This is a genomic window from Escherichia sp. GZ89 (assembly GCF_019366485.1).
In the GTDB taxonomy this organism is placed as follows: Bacteria; Pseudomonadota; Gammaproteobacteria; order Enterobacterales; family Enterobacteriaceae; genus Escherichia; species Escherichia fergusonii.
In genome coordinates this window covers 496,823-517,109 of the sequence record NZ_JAEOHX010000001.1, presented here as the reverse complement: position 1 = coordinate 517,109, position 20,287 = coordinate 496,823, and the positions used below count along the sequence as shown (strand labels likewise).

General features: G+C 49.2%; 21 protein-coding genes. 12 read left to right on the top strand and 9 right to left on the bottom strand.

Annotation, left to right across the window (positions count from 1 at the left end; translation table 11 throughout):
• The first annotated feature begins 188 nt into the window (after positions 1-188).
• The 3 genes from pcaH to pcaQ all read left to right on the top strand — a co-directional run bounded on the left by pcaH (position 189) and on the right by pcaQ (position 2,659).
• On the top strand, positions 189-929 hold the full coding sequence (gene pcaH, locus K0335_RS02535; RefSeq protein WP_001291969.1) for a protocatechuate 3,4-dioxygenase subunit beta: 741 nt from the start codon (positions 189-191) through the stop codon (positions 927-929).
• Entirely contained in the window at positions 926-1,546 is a 621-nt protein-coding gene (gene pcaG, locus K0335_RS02530; protein ID WP_000800835.1) for a protocatechuate 3,4-dioxygenase subunit alpha, read from the top strand. Before pcaH ends, pcaG begins: the two co-directional genes overlap by 4 nt.
• A gap of 189 nt (positions 1,547-1,735) precedes the next feature.
• Entirely contained in the window at positions 1,736-2,659 is a 924-nt protein-coding gene (gene pcaQ, locus K0335_RS02525) for a pca operon transcription factor PcaQ (RefSeq protein ID WP_219393714.1), read from the top strand.
• A gap of 234 nt (positions 2,660-2,893) precedes the next feature.
• Here pcaQ and osmC read toward each other — a convergent pair whose 3' ends face one another.
• The gene (osmC, locus tag K0335_RS02520; RefSeq protein ID WP_000152299.1) at positions 2,894-3,325 is read right to left on the bottom strand and encodes a peroxiredoxin OsmC; all 432 of its coding nucleotides are present in this window, start codon (positions 3,323-3,325) and stop codon (positions 2,894-2,896) included.
• 342 nt (positions 3,326-3,667) lie between these two features.
• Here osmC and bdm point away from each other — a divergent pair, with 342 nt between their 5' ends.
• The 6 genes from bdm (at position 3,668) to K0335_RS02490 (ending at position 7,869) form a co-directional block, all read left to right on the top strand.
• A complete protein-coding gene (gene bdm / locus K0335_RS02515; protein ID WP_000495766.1) occupies positions 3,668-3,883 on the top strand; it encodes a biofilm-dependent modulation protein in 216 nt (71 codons plus the stop codon).
• Between the two features lie 101 nt (positions 3,884-3,984).
• Complete coding sequence (sra, locus tag K0335_RS02510; RefSeq protein WP_000841554.1) at positions 3,985-4,122, top strand: stationary-phase-induced ribosome-associated protein; 138 nt, start codon at positions 3,985-3,987, stop codon at positions 4,120-4,122.
• A gap of 156 nt (positions 4,123-4,278) precedes the next feature.
• Positions 4,279-5,976: a malate dehydrogenase gene (gene maeA, locus K0335_RS02505; RefSeq protein WP_046077566.1), complete on the top strand. Its 1,698-nt coding sequence runs from the start codon at positions 4,279-4,281 to the stop codon at positions 5,974-5,976.
• A gap of 134 nt (positions 5,977-6,110) precedes the next feature.
• The gene (adhP, locus tag K0335_RS02500; protein WP_219393713.1) at positions 6,111-7,121 is read left to right on the top strand and encodes an alcohol dehydrogenase AdhP; all 1,011 of its coding nucleotides are present in this window, start codon (positions 6,111-6,113) and stop codon (positions 7,119-7,121) included.
• A 185-nt stretch (positions 7,122-7,306) separates the two neighbouring features.
• Positions 7,307-7,585, top strand: a complete 279-nt coding sequence (locus K0335_RS02495; RefSeq protein WP_104919749.1) for a type II toxin-antitoxin system RelE/ParE family toxin — start codon at positions 7,307-7,309, stop codon at positions 7,583-7,585.
• Positions 7,585-7,869: a HigA family addiction module antitoxin gene (locus K0335_RS02490; RefSeq protein ID WP_000781370.1), complete on the top strand. Its 285-nt coding sequence runs from the start codon at positions 7,585-7,587 to the stop codon at positions 7,867-7,869. The genes K0335_RS02495 and K0335_RS02490 overlap by 1 nt, the downstream gene beginning before the upstream one ends.
• Positions 7,870-7,919: 50 nt before the next feature.
• Here the strand turns inward: K0335_RS02490 and fdnI are convergent, their stop codons facing one another.
• The 3 genes from fdnI to fdnG are packed head-to-tail and all read right to left on the bottom strand — an operon-like array spanning position 7,920 to position 12,510.
• Positions 7,920-8,573, bottom strand: a complete 654-nt coding sequence (fdnI, locus tag K0335_RS02485; protein ID WP_000045648.1) for a formate dehydrogenase-N subunit gamma — start codon at positions 8,571-8,573, stop codon at positions 7,920-7,922.
• Entirely contained in the window at positions 8,566-9,450 is an 885-nt protein-coding gene (gene fdnH / locus K0335_RS02480; RefSeq protein WP_001240580.1) for a formate dehydrogenase N subunit beta, read from the bottom strand. Before fdnH ends, fdnI begins: the two co-directional genes overlap by 8 nt.
• A 12-nt stretch (positions 9,451-9,462) precedes the next feature.
• Positions 9,463-12,510 (bottom strand): formate dehydrogenase-N subunit alpha, encoded by a 3,048-nt coding sequence (gene fdnG, locus K0335_RS02475; RefSeq protein WP_219393712.1) that lies wholly within the window; start codon positions 12,508-12,510, stop codon positions 9,463-9,465.
• Positions 12,511-12,741: 231 nt separating this feature from the next.
• On the opposite strand from fdnG, the gene yddG reads away from it, so the two are divergent.
• From yddG to K0335_RS02460, 3 genes are all read left to right on the top strand, one after another.
• Positions 12,742-13,623, top strand: a complete 882-nt coding sequence (yddG, locus tag K0335_RS02470; protein WP_002431545.1) for an aromatic amino acid efflux DMT transporter YddG — start codon at positions 12,742-12,744, stop codon at positions 13,621-13,623.
• Positions 13,624-13,961: 338 nt separating this feature from the next.
• Positions 13,962-15,077, top strand: a complete 1,116-nt coding sequence (gene ompC / locus K0335_RS02465) for a porin OmpC (protein ID WP_104918435.1) — start codon at positions 13,962-13,964, stop codon at positions 15,075-15,077.
• A 59-nt stretch (positions 15,078-15,136) separates the two neighbouring features.
• Complete coding sequence (locus K0335_RS02460) at positions 15,137-15,616, top strand: GFA family protein (RefSeq protein WP_002431546.1); 480 nt, start codon at positions 15,137-15,139, stop codon at positions 15,614-15,616.
• Here K0335_RS02460 and benD read toward each other — a convergent pair.
• From benD to catA, 5 genes are all read right to left on the bottom strand, one after another.
• Positions 15,582-16,355, bottom strand: a complete 774-nt coding sequence (gene benD / locus K0335_RS02455) for a benzoate diol dehydrogenase BenD (RefSeq protein ID WP_001212186.1) — start codon at positions 16,353-16,355, stop codon at positions 15,582-15,584. The two genes, K0335_RS02460 and benD, sit on opposite strands and share 35 nt — an antisense overlap.
• 9 nt (positions 16,356-16,364) lie before the next feature.
• Positions 16,365-17,381: a benzoate 1,2-dioxygenase electron transfer component BenC gene (benC, locus tag K0335_RS02450; protein ID WP_104919745.1), complete on the bottom strand. Its 1,017-nt coding sequence runs from the start codon at positions 17,379-17,381 to the stop codon at positions 16,365-16,367.
• 9 nt (positions 17,382-17,390) lie between these two features.
• On the bottom strand, positions 17,391-17,876 hold the full coding sequence (benB, locus tag K0335_RS02445; RefSeq protein WP_000956684.1) for a benzoate 1,2-dioxygenase small subunit: 486 nt from the start codon (positions 17,874-17,876) through the stop codon (positions 17,391-17,393).
• Positions 17,876-19,258 (bottom strand): Rieske 2Fe-2S domain-containing protein, encoded by a 1,383-nt coding sequence (locus K0335_RS02440; protein ID WP_001173028.1) that lies wholly within the window; start codon positions 19,256-19,258, stop codon positions 17,876-17,878. Before K0335_RS02440 ends, benB begins: the two co-directional genes overlap by 1 nt.
• 79 nt (positions 19,259-19,337) lie before the next feature.
• On the bottom strand, positions 19,338-20,264 hold the full coding sequence (catA, locus tag K0335_RS02435) for a catechol 1,2-dioxygenase (RefSeq protein WP_104919744.1): 927 nt from the start codon (positions 20,262-20,264) through the stop codon (positions 19,338-19,340).
• Positions 20,265-20,287: the final 23 nt, after the last annotated feature.

The window sequence follows — 20,287 nt, the reverse complement described above, 5'->3', positions numbered from 1 at the left end:
ACGCCATTGTCGCTGGTGGGAAGAATTTACAAAGTGTGATCTCTGCTGAATTCGCTCTCTGCTTAGCCTTGTATAACCATTGGTTATGTTAATGGATATGTAAATTCACTTTAAATTAACAATATATTTACACACACTCATTCCGCAGTATCAAAACAATAAACTTACCTTTGATCCCGGAGCCTGCTATGAGTGAAAAATGGACGCCACGCGAAGTGATTCATCGCGATTACAACAGTCATCCCCCAGCCTTTGCCCCTGGTTATAAAACCAGCGTGTTACGTTCACCACGCAATGCCTTAATTTCTTTACAAAACTCTTTATCAGAAATTACCGGCCCGGTATTCAGTAATAACGATTTAGGACCGCAGGATAATGACCTGATCATGAATTACGCCAAAGAAGGATTACCCATTGGCGAGCGAATTATTGTTCACGGTTATGTTCGCGACGGTTTTGGTCGGCCGATGAAAAATACGCTGGTGGAAATATGGCAAGCCAATGCCGGTGGTCGTTATCGCCACAAGAAAGATCAGTATCTTGCGCCTATCGACCCAAATTTCGGCGGATGCGGGCGTGTGTTAACTGACGAAAATGGCTACTACTTCTTTCGCACCATCAAGCCAGGCCCTTATCCATGGCGTAATCAGGCCAGCGACTGGCGGCCTTCACATATCCATTTTTCTCTCTCTGGTGAAGCCTTCGCTCAGCGCCTGATTACTCAAATGTATTTTGAAGGCGACCCGCTGATTAAACAGTGCCCTATTGTGCAGGCGATCAAAAATGAAGATGCGATTCGTACGCTTATTGCCGAACTGGACACGCACACCGCGATTCCTCTCGACAGCCTGGCATATCGCTTTGATTTGGTATTACGTGGTCAACGTGCCACGCTGTTCGAAAACCGCACTCAGGGAGTGGCAAAATGAAGAATTATTTAGCGGAAACAGCTTCGCAAACTGCCGGGCCATATGTGCACATTGGCCTCGCCCCTGATGCCGCTGGTTTTCATATTTTTGAGAAGAATTTCAGTTCAACGCTCGTTAACAGCCATACCGAAGGTGAGCGAATTACTATTGAAGGTCGGGTGATTGATGGTTCAGGCACGCCAGTACGCGATGTGTTGCTGGAGATTTGGCAGGCCAACGCCAATGGCCGTTATAACCATCCGGCAGATCAACAAAGTGATAAAAAACTGGATGCTGATTTTCGTGGTTGGGGCCGCAGTTGCTCAGATTTCGACACTGGGATCTGGCGCTTCGAAACCATAAAACCAGGGAGTGTTGTCGGTCGCGACGGTCGTACTATGGCGCCACACGTTAACTTATGGGTCGTGGCGCGAGGTATCAATATAGGCCTGAATACACGGATGTATTTTCCCGATGAGCAAGATGCCAACCAGCACGATCCCGTGCTGAATTTGATTGAATGGGAAGTAAGACGCCAGACGCTGATCGGCAAGCGAGAACAGCGTGGCAACGAAACAGTTTATATCTTCGATATTCATCTGCAAGGTGACAAAGAAACCGTCTTTTTTGATGTGTAAATCATTATCGGGTTGAATTCGTTCAACCCGAATTCAACCATTCTCTTCTCTCTTATTGCTGTTCAAAAATCAAGCAACAAAATATTTGGTAATATAAAATCGCCAAATGTTAATGATATTTTGCAATCAAGTTATCATAATTAGATAACTTATCTTGTCTTCGGCGCGACTCTGTTTTTAACATCGCTTATGGAAAAAAATAGTCTGTTTAGTCAGCGCATTCGCTTGCGCCACCTGCATACATTTGTCGCTGTCGCACAACAAGGAACACTCGGTCGCGCGGCAGAAACCCTTAACCTTAGCCAGCCAGCTCTCTCTAAGACATTGAATGAACTGGAACAATTAACAGGAACCCGGCTATTTGACCGAGGAAGACTTGGCGCGCAACTTACCCCACCTGGTGAGCAGTTTCTGACACATGCGGTGAAGGTGCTGGATGCGTTAAATAATGCTGCTCAGGCGTTGAATCGAAAAGAGGGCCTTAACAGTGACATTGTGCGCATAGGCGCGTTGCCAACCGCTGCATTAGGTATTTTACCTGCCGTATTAGGCCAGTTTCATCGCCAACATAAAGATACAATGTTGCAGGTTGCTACCATGAATAACACCATGCTGTTGGCAGGGTTAAAGTCTGGCGAGATTGATATTGGTATCGGGCGAATGTCTGATCCAGAATTGATGGGTGGCCTCAATTACGAATTACTTTTTCTGGAGTCACTCAAACTGGTGGTGCGTCCGAATCACCCCCTTTTACAGGAGAATGTCACTCTCAGTCGGGTGATGGAGTGGCCTGTCGTAGTTTCCCCAAAAGGTACGGTCCCCCGTCAGAATGCGGAAACACTGCTACAAAGCCAGGGCTGCAAAATTCCCGATGGCTGTATTGAAACGCTTTCCGCTTCACTATCACGACAGCTTACCGTCGATTACGACTATGTATGGTTTGTACCTTCCGGGGCAGTAAAAGAGGATTTGCGTCAGGGGTCTCTGGTGGCACTGCCAATGCCAACACAAGGTGCCGGAGAACCTATAGGTATCCTGACCCGTGTTGACGCACAGCTTTCATCCGGCGCCCAAATATTAATTAGTGCGATCCGCAAAAATATGCCGTTGTAAAAGAAGGGCGACGCCTGCGCCCTGCTTTCTTGTCTAAAGAAAACACCGAAATTTGCCTTCCGCCCAAGGACTATATTTACCAGCAAAACCTAACCAGGAAGCGCTAAATTTCTGCTGATAACCAATACCTTTTGGGCCGCGAGGAAAATCACCAGAAATAATTCGTGGTTTTATTGGCTAAGGTAAAGGTATCTGGGTTAATACTTGCCGGATGATGAATCATCCGGCAACGCTTTACGATTTCAACTGGTAATCAAGCGTAATTTCAGCTTTCAGTACCTGAGAAACCGGGCATCCTGCTTTTGCTTTCTGGATAATGCCGTCAAAGGTAGATGCATCAATACCCGGCACGGCAACTTCGCTCTTCAGGGCGATTTTAGTAATCGCAAACCCGGCATCCACTTTATCCAGCGACACATCGGCGGTGGTATCAATCGATGATGGCGTGAATCCCGCTTCCCCCAGCATTAATGAAAGCGCCATTGAGAAACATGCTGCATGCGCCGCGCCAATTAGTTCTTCAGGGTTAGTTCCTTTTTCGCCTTCAAAACGCGTGTTAAATCCATACGGCTGTTGGTTCAGCACGCCACTCTCGGTGGATACTGTTCCCTTCCCGCGTTTGATATCGCCTTCCCAGTGTGCCTGACCTTTCTTATGGATTGTCATTGTTGCTCTCCTGTGGGCTTAAAAAGGAAATTATAGACTACGTAAGAAACAGCACGAGGATAAGCAGGATATTCCGAATAAAATCCGGCGAAAATATAACTTCTGCACTTAAATTAAATTCCCACAATAGATAACGAAAAATATATAACTCAAAAGATATTGCTTCAATATTAATTGTTCCACAACAAAAAAATCCCATCAATATCATGTGGTTAAAATATAAAAATCATCAACCAGGACTAATCTTAACAACGAAGCGGTAAATATTTGACATGCTGAATGTGCGTTATAAATCTGCGATCCGTAGCAGACACCATAAATACACAGACACGGAGAATCACTATGTTTACTTATTATCAGGCAGAAAATTCAACAGCAGAACCCGCTCTGGTTAATGCCATTGAGCAAGGCCTTCGGGCAGAGCACGGTGTTGTCACTGAAGATGACATTCTCATGGAGCTAACCAAATGGGTGGAAGCTTCCGATAACGACATCCTCAGTGATATCTACCAACAAACGATCAATTATGTGGTCAGTGGCCAGCATCCTACGCTTTAAGGTGCTATGCTTGATCGGCAACCTAATTTAGGGGTTTAGCACGTGTTTCTTCGCTACGGCGATGTTGTCCTTAAAACTAGCAACAGGATTGAGGAGTTAAAATGAAATCGAACCGTCAGGCACGTCATATTCTTGGACTGGACCATAAAATTTCTAACCAGCGCAAAATAGTTACCGAAGGTGACAAATCCAGCGTGGTAAATAACCCAACCGGCAGAAAACGCCCCGCTGAAAAGTAATCTTTAACAATCAGTCCTCAATGACGATTAAACACCATTGCCTGCGCAATGGTGTTTTTGTTTTTATCTGCTTTATACTTGGGGCCGCCCCCCTGGCGGTAAAGCAAAGACGATAAAAGCGTGCCAGGGATAGATATTCAAAAAAGAGTGAGTGACATGGAACCAAAAACAAAAAAACAGCGTTCGCTTTATATTCCTTACGCTGGCCCTGTACTGCTGGAATTTCCGTTGTTGAATAAAGGCAGCGCCTTCAGCATGGAAGAACGCCGTAACTTCAACCTGCTGGGGTTACTGCCGGAAGTGGTCGAAACCATCGAAGAACAAGCGGAACGTGCGTGGATCCAGTATCAGGGATTCAAAACTGAAATCGACAAACACATTTACCTGCGTAACATCCAGGACACCAACGAAACCCTCTTCTACCGTCTGGTAAATAATCACCTCGACGAAATGATGCCCGTCATTTATACCCCTACGGTCGGCGCAGCCTGTGAACGTTTCTCCGAGATCTACCGTCGTTCTCGCGGCGTATTTATCTCATACCAGAACCGCCACAATATGGACGATATTCTGCAAAACGTACCGAACCATAATATTAAAGTGATTGTGGTGACGGACGGCGAACGTATTCTGGGGCTTGGTGACCAGGGCATCGGTGGGATGGGTATTCCGATCGGTAAACTGTCGCTCTATACCGCCTGCGGCGGCATCAGCCCGGCGTATACACTGCCGGTGGTGCTGGATGTCGGGACGAACAACCAGCAGTTGCTTAACGACCCGCTGTATATGGGTTGGCGTAATCCACGTATTACTGACGACGAATACTATGAATTCGTGGATGAATTTATCCAGGCTGTGAAGCAACGCTGGCCGGACGTGTTGTTGCAGTTTGAAGATTTCGCACAGAAAAACGCGATGCCGTTGCTTAACCGCTATCGCAATGAAATTTGTTCTTTTAACGATGATATTCAGGGCACCGCGGCGGTAACAGTCGGCACACTGATCGCAGCCAGCCGTGCGGCGGGCGGTCAGTTATGCGAGAAAAAAATCGTCTTCCTCGGCGCAGGTTCAGCAGGATGCGGCATTGCGGAGATGATCATCGCCCAGACTCAGCGTGAAGGATTAAGCGAAGAAGCGGCGCGGCAGAAAGTCTTTATGGTCGATCGCTTTGGTCTGCTGACCGACAAGATGCCGAACCTGCTGCCTTTCCAGACCAAACTGGTGCAGAAGCGCGAAAATCTCAGTGACTGGGATACTGACAGCGATGTGCTGTCACTGCTTGATGTGGTGCGCAATGTCAAACCGGATATTCTGATTGGCGTCTCAGGACAGACCGGGCTGTTTACGGAAGAGATCATCCGTGAGATGCACAAACACTGTCCGCGTCCGATCGTGATGCCGCTGTCTAACCCGACTTCACGTGTGGAAGCCACACCGCAGGACATTATCGCCTGGACCGAAGGTAACGCGCTGGTCGCCACCGGCAGTCCGTTTAATCCGGTGGTATGGAAAGATAAAATCTACCCTATCGCGCAATGCAACAACGCTTTTATCTTCCCGGGCATTGGGCTGGGCGTTATTGCTTCCGGCGCGTCACGTATCACCGATGAGATGCTGATGTCGGCAAGCGAAACGCTTGCTCAGTATTCGCCGCTGGTACTGAACGGCGAAGGTCTGGTACTGCCGGAACTGAAAGATATTCAGAAAGTGTCCCGCGCAATTGCGTTTGCGGTTGGCAAAATGGCGCAGCAGCAAGGCGTGGCGGTGAAAACGTCTGCCGAAGCTCTGCAACAGGCCATTGATGATAACTTCTGGCAAGCGGAATATCGCGACTACCGCCGTACATCCATCTAAGCCTGCGCCCGGTAGTGACTGCTACCGGGCAATTTTCCTCTTCCTTTTTCAGATCTCATCCATACTGGGTAGTGGCGAATAAATCTCATTTGCCTCACCTGCTATGCAGAACATCATCCGAAAAGGAGGAAACTATGAAGGCTGCAGTTGTTACGAAGGATCATCATGTTGACGTTACGGATAAAACGCTGCGCTCACTGAAACATGGCGAAGCCCTGCTGAAAATGGAGTGTTGTGGTGTATGTCATACCGATCTTCATGTTAAGAATGGCGATTTTGGTGATAAAACCGGCGTGATTCTGGGCCATGAAGGCATCGGTGTGGTGGCAGAAGTTGGCCCCGGCGTTACCTCATTAAAACCAGGCGATCGCGCCAGCGTGGCGTGGTTTTACGAAGGATGCGGTCATTGCGAATACTGTAACAGCGGTAACGAAACGCTCTGCCGTTCAGTAAAAAATGCCGGATACAGCGTTGATGGCGGCATGGCGGAAGAGTGCATCGTGGTCGCCGATTACGCGGTTAAAGTGCCGGATGGCCTGGACTCGGCGGCGGCCAGCAGCATTACCTGCGCGGGGGTCACTACCTACAAAGCCGTTAAGCTGTCAAAAATTCGTCCAGGACAGTGGATTGCTATCTACGGTCTTGGCGGTCTGGGCAACCTCGCCCTGCAATACGCGAAAAATGTCTTTAATGCAAAAGTGATCGCCATTGATGTCAATGATGAGCAGTTGAAACTGGCAACCGAAATGGGTGCTGATTTAGCGATTAACTCACGCACCGAAGACGCCGCCAAAATTGTGCAGGAGAAAACCGGTGGCGCTCACGCAGCGGTGGTGACAGCGGTAGCTAAAGTTGCGTTTAACTCAGCGGTCGATGCCGTTCGTGCAGGCGGTCGTGTTGTGGCTGTCGGTCTGCCGCCGGAGTCTATGAGCCTGGACATCCCACGGCTGGTGCTGGATGGTATTGAAGTGGTCGGTTCGCTGGTCGGCACGCGCCAGGATCTAACCGAAGCCTTCCAGTTTGCCGCCGAAGGTAAAGTGGTGCCAAAAGTTGCCCTGCGTCCGTTAGCGGACATCAACACCATCTTTACTGAGATGGAAGAAGGCAAAATCCGTGGCCGTATGGTGATTGATTTCCGTCGCTAAGAGGCCTTTGCTGCGACTGCCATGTTTGAGTCGCAGCCTGTTTTGCGAGACGCTTTCCGCAATTTCACTGTTCTTCTTTTCCTCCCCCATCTTTCCTCTCACAATTCACGAAAGCGTAGCGAAATTTGTTGCGCTGCACGGAACAACAGTGATAGTGTTCCTTTTGAAGGAACAAGGATGAAGAGATGATAATGAATTTCAGACACAAGGGATTGCGTGACTTGTTTCTTCTCGGCAAAACCTCCGGTGTTATACCGACGCAAGTCAAACGATTACGCCACCGACTCGCTGTGATTGATGCAGCAAGCTGTCTTGCTGATCTCGATATGCCCGGTTACCGACTACACCCGTTAAGCGGCGATCGCGATGGAATTTGGGCGATATCTGTCTCGGGCAACTGGCGGATAACGTTTGAGTTCGTCAATGGCGATGCATACATACTGGATTACGAGGACTATCACTGATGAAAATGGCCAATCATCCCCGCCCGGGGGACATTATTCAGGAATCACTGGACGAGCTGAACGTCAGCCTGCGCGAGTTTGCCAGAGCAATGGAAATTGCGCCCTCAACGGCAAGCCGATTGCTTACCGGAAAAGCGGCATTGACGCCAGAAATGGCAATTAAACTTTCCGTGGTGATCGGCAGTTCGCCGCAAATGTGGCTGAATCTGCAAAACGCCTGGAGTCTGGCAGAGGCAGAAAAAACGGTAGATGTGTCGCGACTACGCCGTCTGGTTACGCAATAAAAAAATGGCGCTTTTTACAGCGCCATTTTCAGCTTAAAGTTCAAAAGAGATTATATCCCTTCTTCACTCTCTTTTTTCGCTTCTGCCTTCTCGATTTCACGATACCAGCGTGGATGGTGTTTCTTCGCCCAACGACGGCTCACCTTCCCTTCGATCATCCCTTTAATCGACCCTTTCACCCAGAATGCCATATACATATGGATCAGGATGGCGTGGATCAGGATGATACCCGCAGCCGCGTGAATCAACAGGCTATAACGGACAACCTGCATCGGGAAGTACTGCGCAAAGTACGGACGCCAGATAATCACCCCGGTTACCAGCAGCACGAAAATCATGCTCATGATCGACCAGAACATCATCTTTTGCCCGGCGTTGTACTTACCGACATCCGCCACTTTGTGTTCATTGCCTTTTAATACTTCGACAATGTTCAACAGCCACGGAATATCTTTCTTATCCGGGATGTTGTGATGCACAAAACGCACAAACATAAACATCAGCGCGACGAAAATCGCAATGCCGAAGAACGGGTGCAAAATGCGTCCCATCTGCGGCGTACCGAAGGTTTGCGTCAGCCATTGCAGCGTCGGGAAGAAGAACGAAATCCCGGACAGCGCCACCAGGAAGAAGCAAATCACCACGGTCCAGTGACAGGCGCGATCAATAAACTTGGTGCGCACAATCATTTTCGACTTACTCATGATGATCCTCCTCGTCATCGTCCACTTCCTTATTCGGGCCAATACCGATGTAGTGGAAAATCAACCCGGCAAAAGTGGCGATAAAGCCAGCTGCTGCCAGCGGTTTCAACGCGCCTTTCCACAGGTTCACCGAAGTGTCGATCTTCGGATCTTTTGGCAGACCGTGATACAGCTCCGGCTGATCGGCGTGATGCAGCACGTACATGACGTGCGTACCACCGACCCCTTCCGGGTTGTAGACGCCAGCATGTTCGTAACCACGCGCTTTCAGTTTCGCCACGCGCTGTTCCGCCAGCTCCAGCATCTCCTTCTTGGTGCCGAAGTGGATAGCCCCGGTCGGACAAGTTTTCACACAAGCCGGTTCCTGACCGACGCTGACGCGATCGACGCAGAGTGTGCATTTATATACCCGGTTATCCTCTTTGTTGAGGCGCGGAATATTAAACGGACACCCGGCAATGCAGTAACCACAGCCGATGCAGTTTTCCGACTGGAAATCGACAATCCCGTTAGCGTACTGAATGATTGCACCAGCAGACGGGCACGCCTTCAGGCAGCCCGGATCTTCACAGTGCATACAGCCATCTTTACGGATCAGCCACTCCAGCTTGCCGTTCTGTTCGGTTTCGCTAAAGCGCATCACCGTCCAGGACTTGGCGCTCAGATCGGCGGGGTTATCATAAACCCCGACGCAGTGCCCCACTTCATCACGGATATCGTTCCACTCCGAACACGCCACCTGACAGGCTTTACAGCCGATACAGGTGGAAACGTCGATAAGTTTCGCGACTTCTGCTTTGTAATCACGCACCTGAGAAGGCGGCGTGATGGAGTTAGTTGCGGACCTTTTGATAATGTCCTGCGTTTCCATAGCCATCTGTTCGCCCCCTTACGCCTTCTCGATGTTGACTAAGAACGCTTTATATTCCGGCGTTTGCGAGTTTGCATCACCGACATTCGGCGTCAGAGTGTTAGCGATATAACCTTTACGCGCGACACCCTCAAAGCCCCAGTGGATTGGAATACCCACCGTTTCAACCTGCTGACCGTTTACATTCAGCGGTTTCAGACGACGCGTTACCACAGCCACCGCGCGGATAAAGCCACGCTTGCTGGAGACAGTGACACGATCGCCATTGGCAATGCCTTTCGCCGCCGCCAGCGTTTCGCTGATTTCCACAAACTGTTCCGGCTGAGCAATTGCGTTGAGCAACGCATGCTTGGTCCAGGTGTGGAAGTGCTCGGTCAGACGGTAGGTTGTACCTACATACGGGAACTGCTCTTTTTTACCCATCCGCAGCGCGTCTTGTTCATACAGACGAACCACCGGGTTAGACACCACGTTCGGATGCAGCGGGTTAGTGCCCAGCGGCGTTTCAATTGGCTCGTAGTGTTCCGGGAACGGACCTTCCGCCATTTTGTTAATGGCAAACAGGCGTCCCATCCCTTCCGGTTGCATGATAAACGGCCCGGTTGGCGTACCCGGTGCGGCATTGCCAAAGTCCGGAATATCGTTACCCGTCCACTTGCTACCGTTCCACTGGATCAGCATCCGTTTCGGATCCCACGGTTTACCGTTGATATCCGCCGAAGCACGGTTGTAGAGTACGCGACGGTTGAGCGGCCACGCCCAGGCCCATCCCAGCGTATTCCCCAGACCGGACGGGTCAGAGTTATCGCGGTTAGCCATCTGGTTGCCCTGCTCTGTCCAGCTACCGGTGTAGATCCAGCAAGACGATGCGGTTGTACCGTCATCACGCAAATGCGCAAAGCTACTCAGCAACTGACCTTTCTTCGCAATCAGCACGCCATTAGCGTCATAGAGATCTTCCAGCGCATAGCCGTTGTTCTCTTTCGCCACTTCATCAGACTGCGGTTCGTGCGGCTGCTTGTAGTTCCAGCTCATCTTCATCAGCGGTTCTACGCCTTTACCACCTTCGGCCTGGTACAGCTCGCGCAGATGATGGTAGATACCCGCCAGAATTTCGCCGTCGTTACGCGCTTCGCCTGGCGCGTCCTGACCTTTCCAGTGCCACTGCAACCAGCGACCGGAGTTAGCGATAGAACCATCTTCTTCAGCAAAGCAGGTCGAAGGCAGACGGAATACCTCTGTCTGAATAGATGCCGGATCGACATCGTTCGACTCGCCGTGGTTCTGCCAGAAAGTAGAGGTTTCAGTCACCAGCGGATCGATAACCACCATGTACTTCAGCTTGCTCAGGCAGCTCACCACTTTGTTTTTGTCCGGGAAGGACGCAACCGGGTTAAAGCCCTGGCAGAAATAACCTGTGACTTTGCCTTCATCCATCATGTTGAAATACTTGATGACGTCGTAGGTCTGGTCCCACTTCGGCAGCCAGTCGTAGCCCCAGTTGTTCTCTTTCTTTGCGGCATCGCCGTAGAAAGATTTCATCAGGCTAACGAAGAACTTCGGATAGTTGCTCCAGTAGTTCACCTGATCAGCCAGCGTCGCTTTCGGCGTGTTCGCTTCCAGATACGACTGCAAATCAACCTGTTTTTCTGACGGCAGCGTCAGATAACCCGGCAGGCTGGTAGAGAGCAGGCCTAAGTCGGTCAGGCCCTGAATGTTAGAGTGACCACGCAATGCGTTCACGCCGCCACCAGCCATACCCATGTTACCGAGCAGCAACTGGATCATCGCCATAGTACGGATGTTCTGCGCACCCACGGTGTGTTGGGTCCAGCCCAGCGCGTACAGGAAGGTGGTTGTGCGATCCGGCGCGCTGGTGGAGGCCAGCACTTCACACACTTTCAGGAAGTCAGCTTTTGGCGTACCGCAGATGTTTTCCACTACGTCCGGCGTGTAGCGGGAAACGTGTGCTTTCAGCAAGTTCCACACACAGCGCGGATGAGTCAGCGTGTCATCGCGTTTCGCATAGCCGTTTTCATCGAACTGATAGTTCCAGGACGACTTATCGTACTGACGTTTTTCAGCGTCATAACCGCTGAACAGGCCGTCTTCAAAAGTAAAATCATCACGCACCAGCAGGCTGGCGTTGGTGTAATGCTTAACGTATTCGGCGTTGATCTTGTTGTTTTCGATCAGGTAGCGCAAAACGCCAGACAGGAACGTAATGTCCGTACCGGAACGAATAGGTGCGTAAATATCCGCCACAGAAGCGGTACGCGTAAAACGGGGATCGACAACGATCAAGGTTGCATCGTTGTTGTTTTTCGCTTCCATCGCCCAGCGAAAACCGACGGGATGCGCTTCAGCAGCGTTACCGCCCATCACCATTACGACGTTAGCGTTTTTGATATCCACCCAGTGGTTGGTCATCGCACCGCGACCAAATGTTGGAGCAAGACTTGCTACCGTTGGTCCGTGTCAGACGCGCGCCTGGTTGTCTACCGCCAGCATCCCGAGGGAGCGGGCAAATTTCTGTGTCAGCATCCCGGTTTCGTTGCTGGCACCGGAAGCACACAGCATACCGGTAGAAAGCCAACGGTTTACCGTTACGCCCTGCTCATTCTTTTCAATAAAGTTAGCGTCACGGTCTGCCTTCATCAGCTTCGCAATGCGGGAGAATGCTTCTTCCCAGCTAATGCGCTGCCATTTATCAGAACCTGGCGCACGATATTCCGGGTAGCGCAGACGGTTTTCGCTGTTGACATAATCCAGCAATCCGGCCCCTTTCGGGCACAGCGCACCACGGCTTACCGGATGATCCGGGTCACCTTCAATGTGATAAATCGCTTCTCTGGCGTTTTTCGCGCCATCACCCAGGCTATACATCAATAGCCCGCAACCTACGGAACAGTATGTACAAGTGTTACGGATCTCTTTCGCGCGTAATAATTTGTAGTTTCGCGCCTGAGCCAGTGCTTGCTTCGGGGCAAAGCCCAATGCTGCTACTGTTGTTCCCGCCATACCGCCCGCGCAGATTTTAAAAAATTGTCTGCGACTGACGTCCATTGCTTTCCTCTTTTTTCAGGGGTATTACTGCGCGAGGAAACTAACAGTAAAATTCTGAATCTTTTTGCGCGAAATCAAAAAGAACACTTGTTTGCCACAAAATAATCCGCCTGCGCAAATTGACCTACCTCAATAGCGGTAGAAAAACGCACCACTGCCTGACAGGCCAGTTAAAAAAATGCTATAAAATTCAGCTTAATTTTTAACGGCAAGAGAGACAAAACAGCGAGCATGACACGACAAAAAGCAACGCTCATAGGGCTAATAGCGATCGTCCTGTGGAGCACGATGGTAGGATTGATTCGCGGTGTCAGTGAGGGGCTCGGTCCGGTCGGCGGCGCAGCTGCTATCTATTCATTAAGCGGGCTGCTGTTAATCTTCACGGTTGGATTTCCGCGTATTCGGCAGATCCCGAAAGGCTATTTACTCGCCGGGAGTCTGTTATTCGTCAGCTATGAAATCTGTCTGGCACTTTCCTTAGGTTATGCAGCGACCCGTCATCAGGCAATTGAAGTGGGTATGGTGAACTATCTATGGCCCAGCCTGACAATTCTCTTTGCCATTCTGTTTAATGGTCAGAAAACCAACTGGCTGATTGTACCTGGATTATTATTAGCCCTGGTCGGTGTCTGCTGGGTGTTAGGCGGTGACAATGGGTTACACTATGATGAAATCATCAATAATATTACCACCAGTCCATTGAGTTATTTCCTGGCGTTCATTGGCGCTTTTATCTGGGCAGCTTATTGCACAGTAACGAATAAATACGCACGCGGATTTAATGGAATAACCGTTTTTGTCCTGCTAACGGGAGCAAGTCTGTGGGTTTACTATTTTCTCACGCCACAACCAGAAATGGTATTTAGCACACCCGTCATGATTAAACTCATCTCTGCGGCATTTACCTTAGGATTTGCTTACGCTGCGTGGAACGTTGGCATTTTACATGGCAACGTCACCATTATGGCAGTAGGTTCGTATTTTACGCCCGTACTTTCGTCGGCGCTTGCTGCGGTACTGCTTAGTGCTCCGCTATCGTTCTCATTCTGGCAAGGCGCACTGATGGTCTGCGGCGGTTCCCTGCTCTGCTGGCTGGCGACACGTCGTCAATAAAAAGGCAAAGCCGTTTACACTGTAAGCGGCTTTCATCTTCATATGCATATCATTTATTTTTTAACGAAATGATTACCATAATTAACTAATATCTTTCTATTTTAATTAATATTTTTGTCTGTAGGCTGCTTTATTTATTCCTATAAGACAAATAGAGCTTATTAATTTTCTGTTTTTTGCTACTTCGATGTAAATCACACAAATGGAATTTATCTGGCATTATATCGAACTAATCATTGAACTATTGATTCGCCACTCTTTTAATATGCGCAGTTATGGAAGATTGATATTCTAATTATTGCAGACTATACCTTAGGAATATTACAGAGATATATACAATGAAAACAAAATTAATAGCAGTGGTGATATCAACTTTGTTAGCAGCAGGCGCCGTAAACGCAGCTGAAATCTACAACAAAGATGGCAACAAACTGGATCTTTATGGAAAAGTGAATGGATTACATTACTTTTCAAAAGATGATAGTAAAAATGGCGATAAAACCTATGCTCGTCTCGGTTTTAAGGGTGAAACGCAAATTACCTATGAACTGACAGGCTATGGTCAATTTGAGTATGAATTTAAGGCCAATGGACCTGAATCGGAAGGTTCCCACAAAGATAAAACTCGTCTTGCATTTGCTGGTTTGAAATTTGATCAGTTCGGTTCTCTCGATTATGGTCGTAACTATGGCGTAGCCTATGACATTGGTGCATGGACAGACGTTCTGCCTGAATTCGGTGCCGACACATGGATTCAAACCGATGTATTCATGACTAAACGAGGCACTGGACTTGCTACTTACCGTAATAATGACTTTTTCGGTCTGGTTGAAGGCCTGAATTTCGCTGTGCAGTATCAGGGCAAAAATGACACCTGGAATCATCGTTCACAATCTGGCCGCGAACAAACTGAAGGCAACGGTGATGGATTTGGTATTTCGTCCTCATATACCTATGAAGGTTTTGCTGTAGGGGCGGCTTATACCCATTCTGACCGAACAGTTGGTCAACAAGAATTAGCAAAAATTAATTCTATTAACGCCTCCGGTAAAGCAGCTGAAATGTGGGTTGCAGGCCTTAAATATGATGCGAATAACATCTACCTTGCTGCCACTTATGCTGAAACACTGAATATGACGCATTTTGGTAATTCCTGGACGGGCCCATATATTGCGAATAAAACCCAGAACATCGAACTTGTTGCTCAATATCAGTTTGATTTCGGCTTACGCCCGTCAGTGGCATATCTGAAATCGAAAGGAAAAGAACTGGAGCGTTGGGATAGCCAGGATCTGGTTGAATACATTGATCTTGGCACCAGTTACTACTTCAACAAAAATATGTCCACCTATGTGGATTACAAAATCAACTTGCTTGATGACACAAGCTTCACGAAGCAATCGAGTATAAATACTGACAACATTGTTGCTGTCGGTCTGGTTTATCAATTCTGATAAGTTATCCCGCCCGTAAATCAGCGCAGTGCTGGCTTACGGGCACTCCAGGTAGAATTATGCAACAGGTAACTGGATTGTGCCTTTGTGGGCAAAGCCATTTTATCGTCAATATAAAATCACTCGATGTTTGCGCTTGCCACTGCACATTGTGCCAGAAATGGTCTGGCGGTATTGCCATGTATCTGGAAGCCTCTGAGTCGCCTGTAATGTCAGCGCAATCTCCACCACCGCCTTTTTTTGCCTCGACACCCCATGGCAGACGCTATTTTTGCGCAGGCTGCGGCTGTCCGCTGTGGCTAACGCTCACAAAAAATCACCGTGTCTTCGTTCCCTGGACCTTGCTGGAATTGAGTGATCTTGACAGGCGCCGCCTGGTGCTGGCGGCAGAAATTTATACGGAAACGCAACCGCAATTCTGGCATCTCACAGGTCAATATGCCCGCCTGACGGGCAAAGAAGTTGAAGCAATGGACAATACCTGCCAGATTACCCTTGAGACTCTTACCCCAGATCGCCCCCTGCAACCGGTAACGTAACACCGGTGATATAGCTGGCATCGTCGCTGGCGAGAAACAAAATGGCATTCGCCTGCTCTGCCAGTGTACCGTACCGATGCATCAAGCTACTCGCCAGCGTTTGATCAATGACCTGCTGATACCAGGCTTGCTCCTCAACGGTTGGTTGTTCTTCGTTACGGGGCGTTAAACGAGTCGGGGCATCTGTTCCCCCAGGGGCAACAGCATTAATCCGAATGCCACTACCACTATATTCCATCGCGATAGAACGGGTTAACGCATTGACCCCACCTTTTGCTGCCGAATATGGCACACGATTAACACCAGCTGTCGCCACTGACGAGATATTCACAATGCTTCCTTTACCCTGTTGTAGCATCCAGGGTAATGCCGCACGGCACCCCCAAAGCGTGGGAAACAGAGATCGACGCACTTCTTTTTCAATTTGTTCCGGTTGGTACTCAGCAAAAGGTTTCGCCCAAATGGTCCCGCCGACGTTATTAATCAGGATATCGAGTCGGCCAAAATGGGCGACGCCTGTTGCGAATGCCTGCCCGGTGCTTTCCCACTGTTCGAGATCTGCTTCCAGCGCCAGAACATCGCAACCTGCCTTTGCCAGCGTAGCGGCCAGTTCATGAACGTAACGAGAACGATCAATCAGCAGCAAACGCGCCCCTTCACGGGCTGCTTGTTCAGCGGTTTGCCGACCGATGCCTTGTGCTGCACCGGTTATCGCCATGACTTTATTTTGAAATCGCATTTTTGTTCCTTATGCCGCCGCGCTCTGGCTGGCGATAAATTTTTCATACCAGAAACCTGCCGGGGAGATTCCTCTTTCGCGAAGTGCCGTTGCTACGGCATTCACCATCGGTGGCGGCCCACAAAGATAGATATCCACATCGCCATTATTCAACATCGCATCATCCAGATGCTCCGTAACATATCCCCGCTGTGGGCAATTGCTTTGCGCATCACTCACCACCGGAAGCCAACGAAACTGGCTCAATTGACGAGCGAACGCATCCAGCTCCTGGGTTTTAACCAGATCGCAATCCAGTGTTACGCCATATAACAACGTCACCGGGCGTGTACTGCCCTGGGCTTGTAATGTCTCCAGCATCGACAACAATGGCGCCAGCCCTGTTCCTCCTGCCAGCATTAACAATGGGCGTTCACCACTGCGTAAATAAAAGCTGCCCATCGGACCACTGAGGCTAAGGCGATCGCCCGGTTGCGCTCGTTGCGTTAACCACTGACTCATCATTCCGCCGGGTACGTTACGAATCAAAAATCGCCCTTCCCGACTGCCCGCTAAGGAGCTAAATGAATAAGCGCGCACTTGCGGTGTTCCTGGCACTTGAATGTTAATGTACTGGCCGGGTAAAAACGTCAGTGGTTCATCCAGTTGTACCACCAGCTCAATGGCGGTATCCGATAGCATCGTGACCTGTACGACTTCTGCGTCTGTCGTGGTAATCGCCGTTTTGCATTGCGCCGCTGCCACAGGAATATCAATGACACAATCGCTGGTTGGGATCATCTGACACGACAACACCTGACGAGCCAGTGCTTCATCTTCACTGAGAGCATCCTCAAGATAATCCTCACCCAACGCATATTCGCCGCTGGCACAATGGCATTTGCAAGTGCCACATACGCCGTCAGAGCAATCCATCGGCAGATTGACCTTCTGTCGGTAGGCAGCATCCAACACTTTTTCACCCTGGTTACACTGAATAAATCGGGTGATCCCGTCTTCAAAATTGAGTGCGATTGTAAAACTCATCATGCCTCCTCAAATGTGGTAAACGTCGATCACCTGACGGATATAGTCATTATTCAGGCGTACGGTTTTACGAATAATCTGCGGTTTGCCATCAATCTCGATGAGTGTGCAACGCGTCGCACCAAAAAAGAGATCGGTATGCTGATAACGATGGTTGTAAGTCACCCAGTTATAGCGCACGTCAATGCCCTGCTCGATTTCGCCCAGCAGTTCCACATTGCTGATCATGTGTGTTGTACGTGGTTCCGGGGTACTGGCACCTGAACGTTCGGTTTTAATGCGATAGACCCGGTCTTCCAGGCCATCACGATTGGGGTAATAGATCAGCGAGATCTCTTTTTGCGGATCACGTGTCAGTTTGTCATCATCGCCCCAGGCAGGCATCCAGAACACCACTTTTGGGCTATAGCAGTTCAGCCACTCATCCCACTGGCGATCATCCAGCAGTCGGGCTTCGTAATAGAGAAACTGGCGGACTTGTTCGAGGGTTAACATCAGGCCACCTCCACACGCTGAGTAATTGACTGGTCATAACACATCTGTTCTTTTTCCAGTGCCGCCAGCATGACGTTTTGCCAGTGATGGTGATGGGCGATATACAGTGCTTCATCTTCCGATTTCACGCCGCTGAGCAATGGCGTAAATCCTGCGTGTTGCGCATGTTCGTCCGGGCCATCAACCCAATGCAGAGCACCACGGCTGAGATCGCTCCATGGCAGGTTTTCACCAAGATAACCGCGCTGACAGGCGCTGAATTCTTCCAGATCATCTGGTGTGCCCATCCCGCTGACATTAAAGAAATCTTCATACTGACGAATACGCAATGCGCGAGCCTGTTCAGATTCGCCTTTTGGCGCAAAACACCAGATAGTGACTTCGGTTTTATCAACTGCAATGGGGCGGATTACGCGGATCTGCGTGGAAAACTGATCCATCAAATAAACATTGGGATAGATACAGAGATTACGCGTTTCGTTCACCATTTGGTCAGCACGCAGTTCGCCAAATTCTGCCTGTAAACGTTCCCGATGGTCATAAACCGGACGCACTTCCGGGTTTAACGTACGAGTCCAGAGCAACATGTGACCGTTATCAAAGCCATATCCGCCACCAATACTTTTTGACCAGCCATTGGCATCTACAGCGCGGGTACCTTCCGCTTCATAATTTCGCCGTGACATCGTTGACGAGTAGTTCCAGTGCACCACGCTAACGTGGTAACCGTCAGCACCGTTTTCCGCACCGAGCTTCCAGTTCCCTTCATAAACATAGCTCGACGATCCATTGAGAACTTCCAGCCCTTCCGGAGCTTGATCAACGATCAAATCAATGATTTTGCAGGTTTCACCGAGATACTCTTCCAGCGACATAACATCGTCATTCAGGCTACCGAACAGAAATCCGCGATACGACTGGAAACGGGGCAATTTCTGTAAATCGTGGGAACCTTCATGTTTAAATGTTGGAGGATACGCGCCGGTACTTTCATCTTTTGCTTTTAATAATTTGCCGTTATTACTAAATGTCCAGCCATGAAATGGACAGGTAAATGAGTTTTTATTTCCCCGCTTGCGTCGACATAACATCGCGCCACGGTGAGCACAACTATTGATTAAGGCATGAAGCTCACCTTTTTTATCGCGGGTAATAATGACCGGCTGACGTCCCAGCGTTAAAGTATAATAATCCCCTGCCTCGGGAATTTGGCTTTCATGGGCGAGGAATACCCAGTTACCTTCAAAAATATGCTTCATTTCAAAATCAAACAATTGCTGATCGGTAAATATAGAGCGATGGCAACGATAAATATGATTTTCACGATCAACAATTAATGCATTGCTGATTTTATCTTTTAATGTTGAGAGAGTTTTTTGCATGAACTTAGCCCTCCGGGATAAACCAGATATAAAATAAAAACGGCGGTATTACCCCAACGTAATACCGCGAAAGGAGAATTTATTCCTGTGCGCGCAGGCGGGTAATACGCTGCTCTTCATTCGGGTTTTGAGCTTTACATAATGTAAAGTCAAAGCATACTTCGGTGTGTTCGCCATCAAGCCCGCGTTCAGCAATTTTTGCACTTTCATTAACTTTTACCGGATCGGCAATCAGCCCATCACGGGTAGCAAAGGCAAAGTCATCCCATAAATATTGATCGCCATTCAGGTTGATCTGGCTGGTAAGGTGCTTATGCCCAGGCGCGGAAACGAAAAAGTGAATATGCGCCGGGCGATTACCATGACGACCCAGGCGATCCAGCAGTTTTTGGGTTGGACCATCTGGTGGGCAACCGTACCCGGAAGGCACAATACTCCGCACACTGTAACGACCATCCGCTCCCGTACGAATACGACGACGCAGGTTATATTCACTCTGGCTCTGGTCAAAGAAGGAGTAATTACCCAGCGTATTGGCGTGCCAGATGTCAACAATCGCGTTTTCTACCGGGCGGCCTTGCGTATCTTTTACCTGACCATGCAACCACATCACTTCCCCGGCGTCCGCACCATCATCCATACGGGCATGGCTCTCTGACAAAGGCGCGTTAGCGACATACAGTGGGCCTTCGATGGTACGCGGCGTACCCGTTTCACGCTGTTGCGCCGCATCGAGGGCGTCCTGGCGCAGATCAAGATAATGCTCCAGCCCCAGACCGGCTGCCAGCAATGCCGCTTCTTGTCGGCCGCCCAGCTCATGCAAATAATTGATTGCCTGCCAGAACTCTTCCTGTGTGATATTGTAGTCATCAATTAAAGTACAAATATTTTCTAATAAACGATGCATGATCGATTTAAAACGTTCGTCGCCATCAGTAGTATTTAACCCGGCGCTGATGCGCAGTAAATTCTGCACATCTTCGTGTTTAACAAATGAATTGCTCATATTATTCTCACTTTTATTGTTCC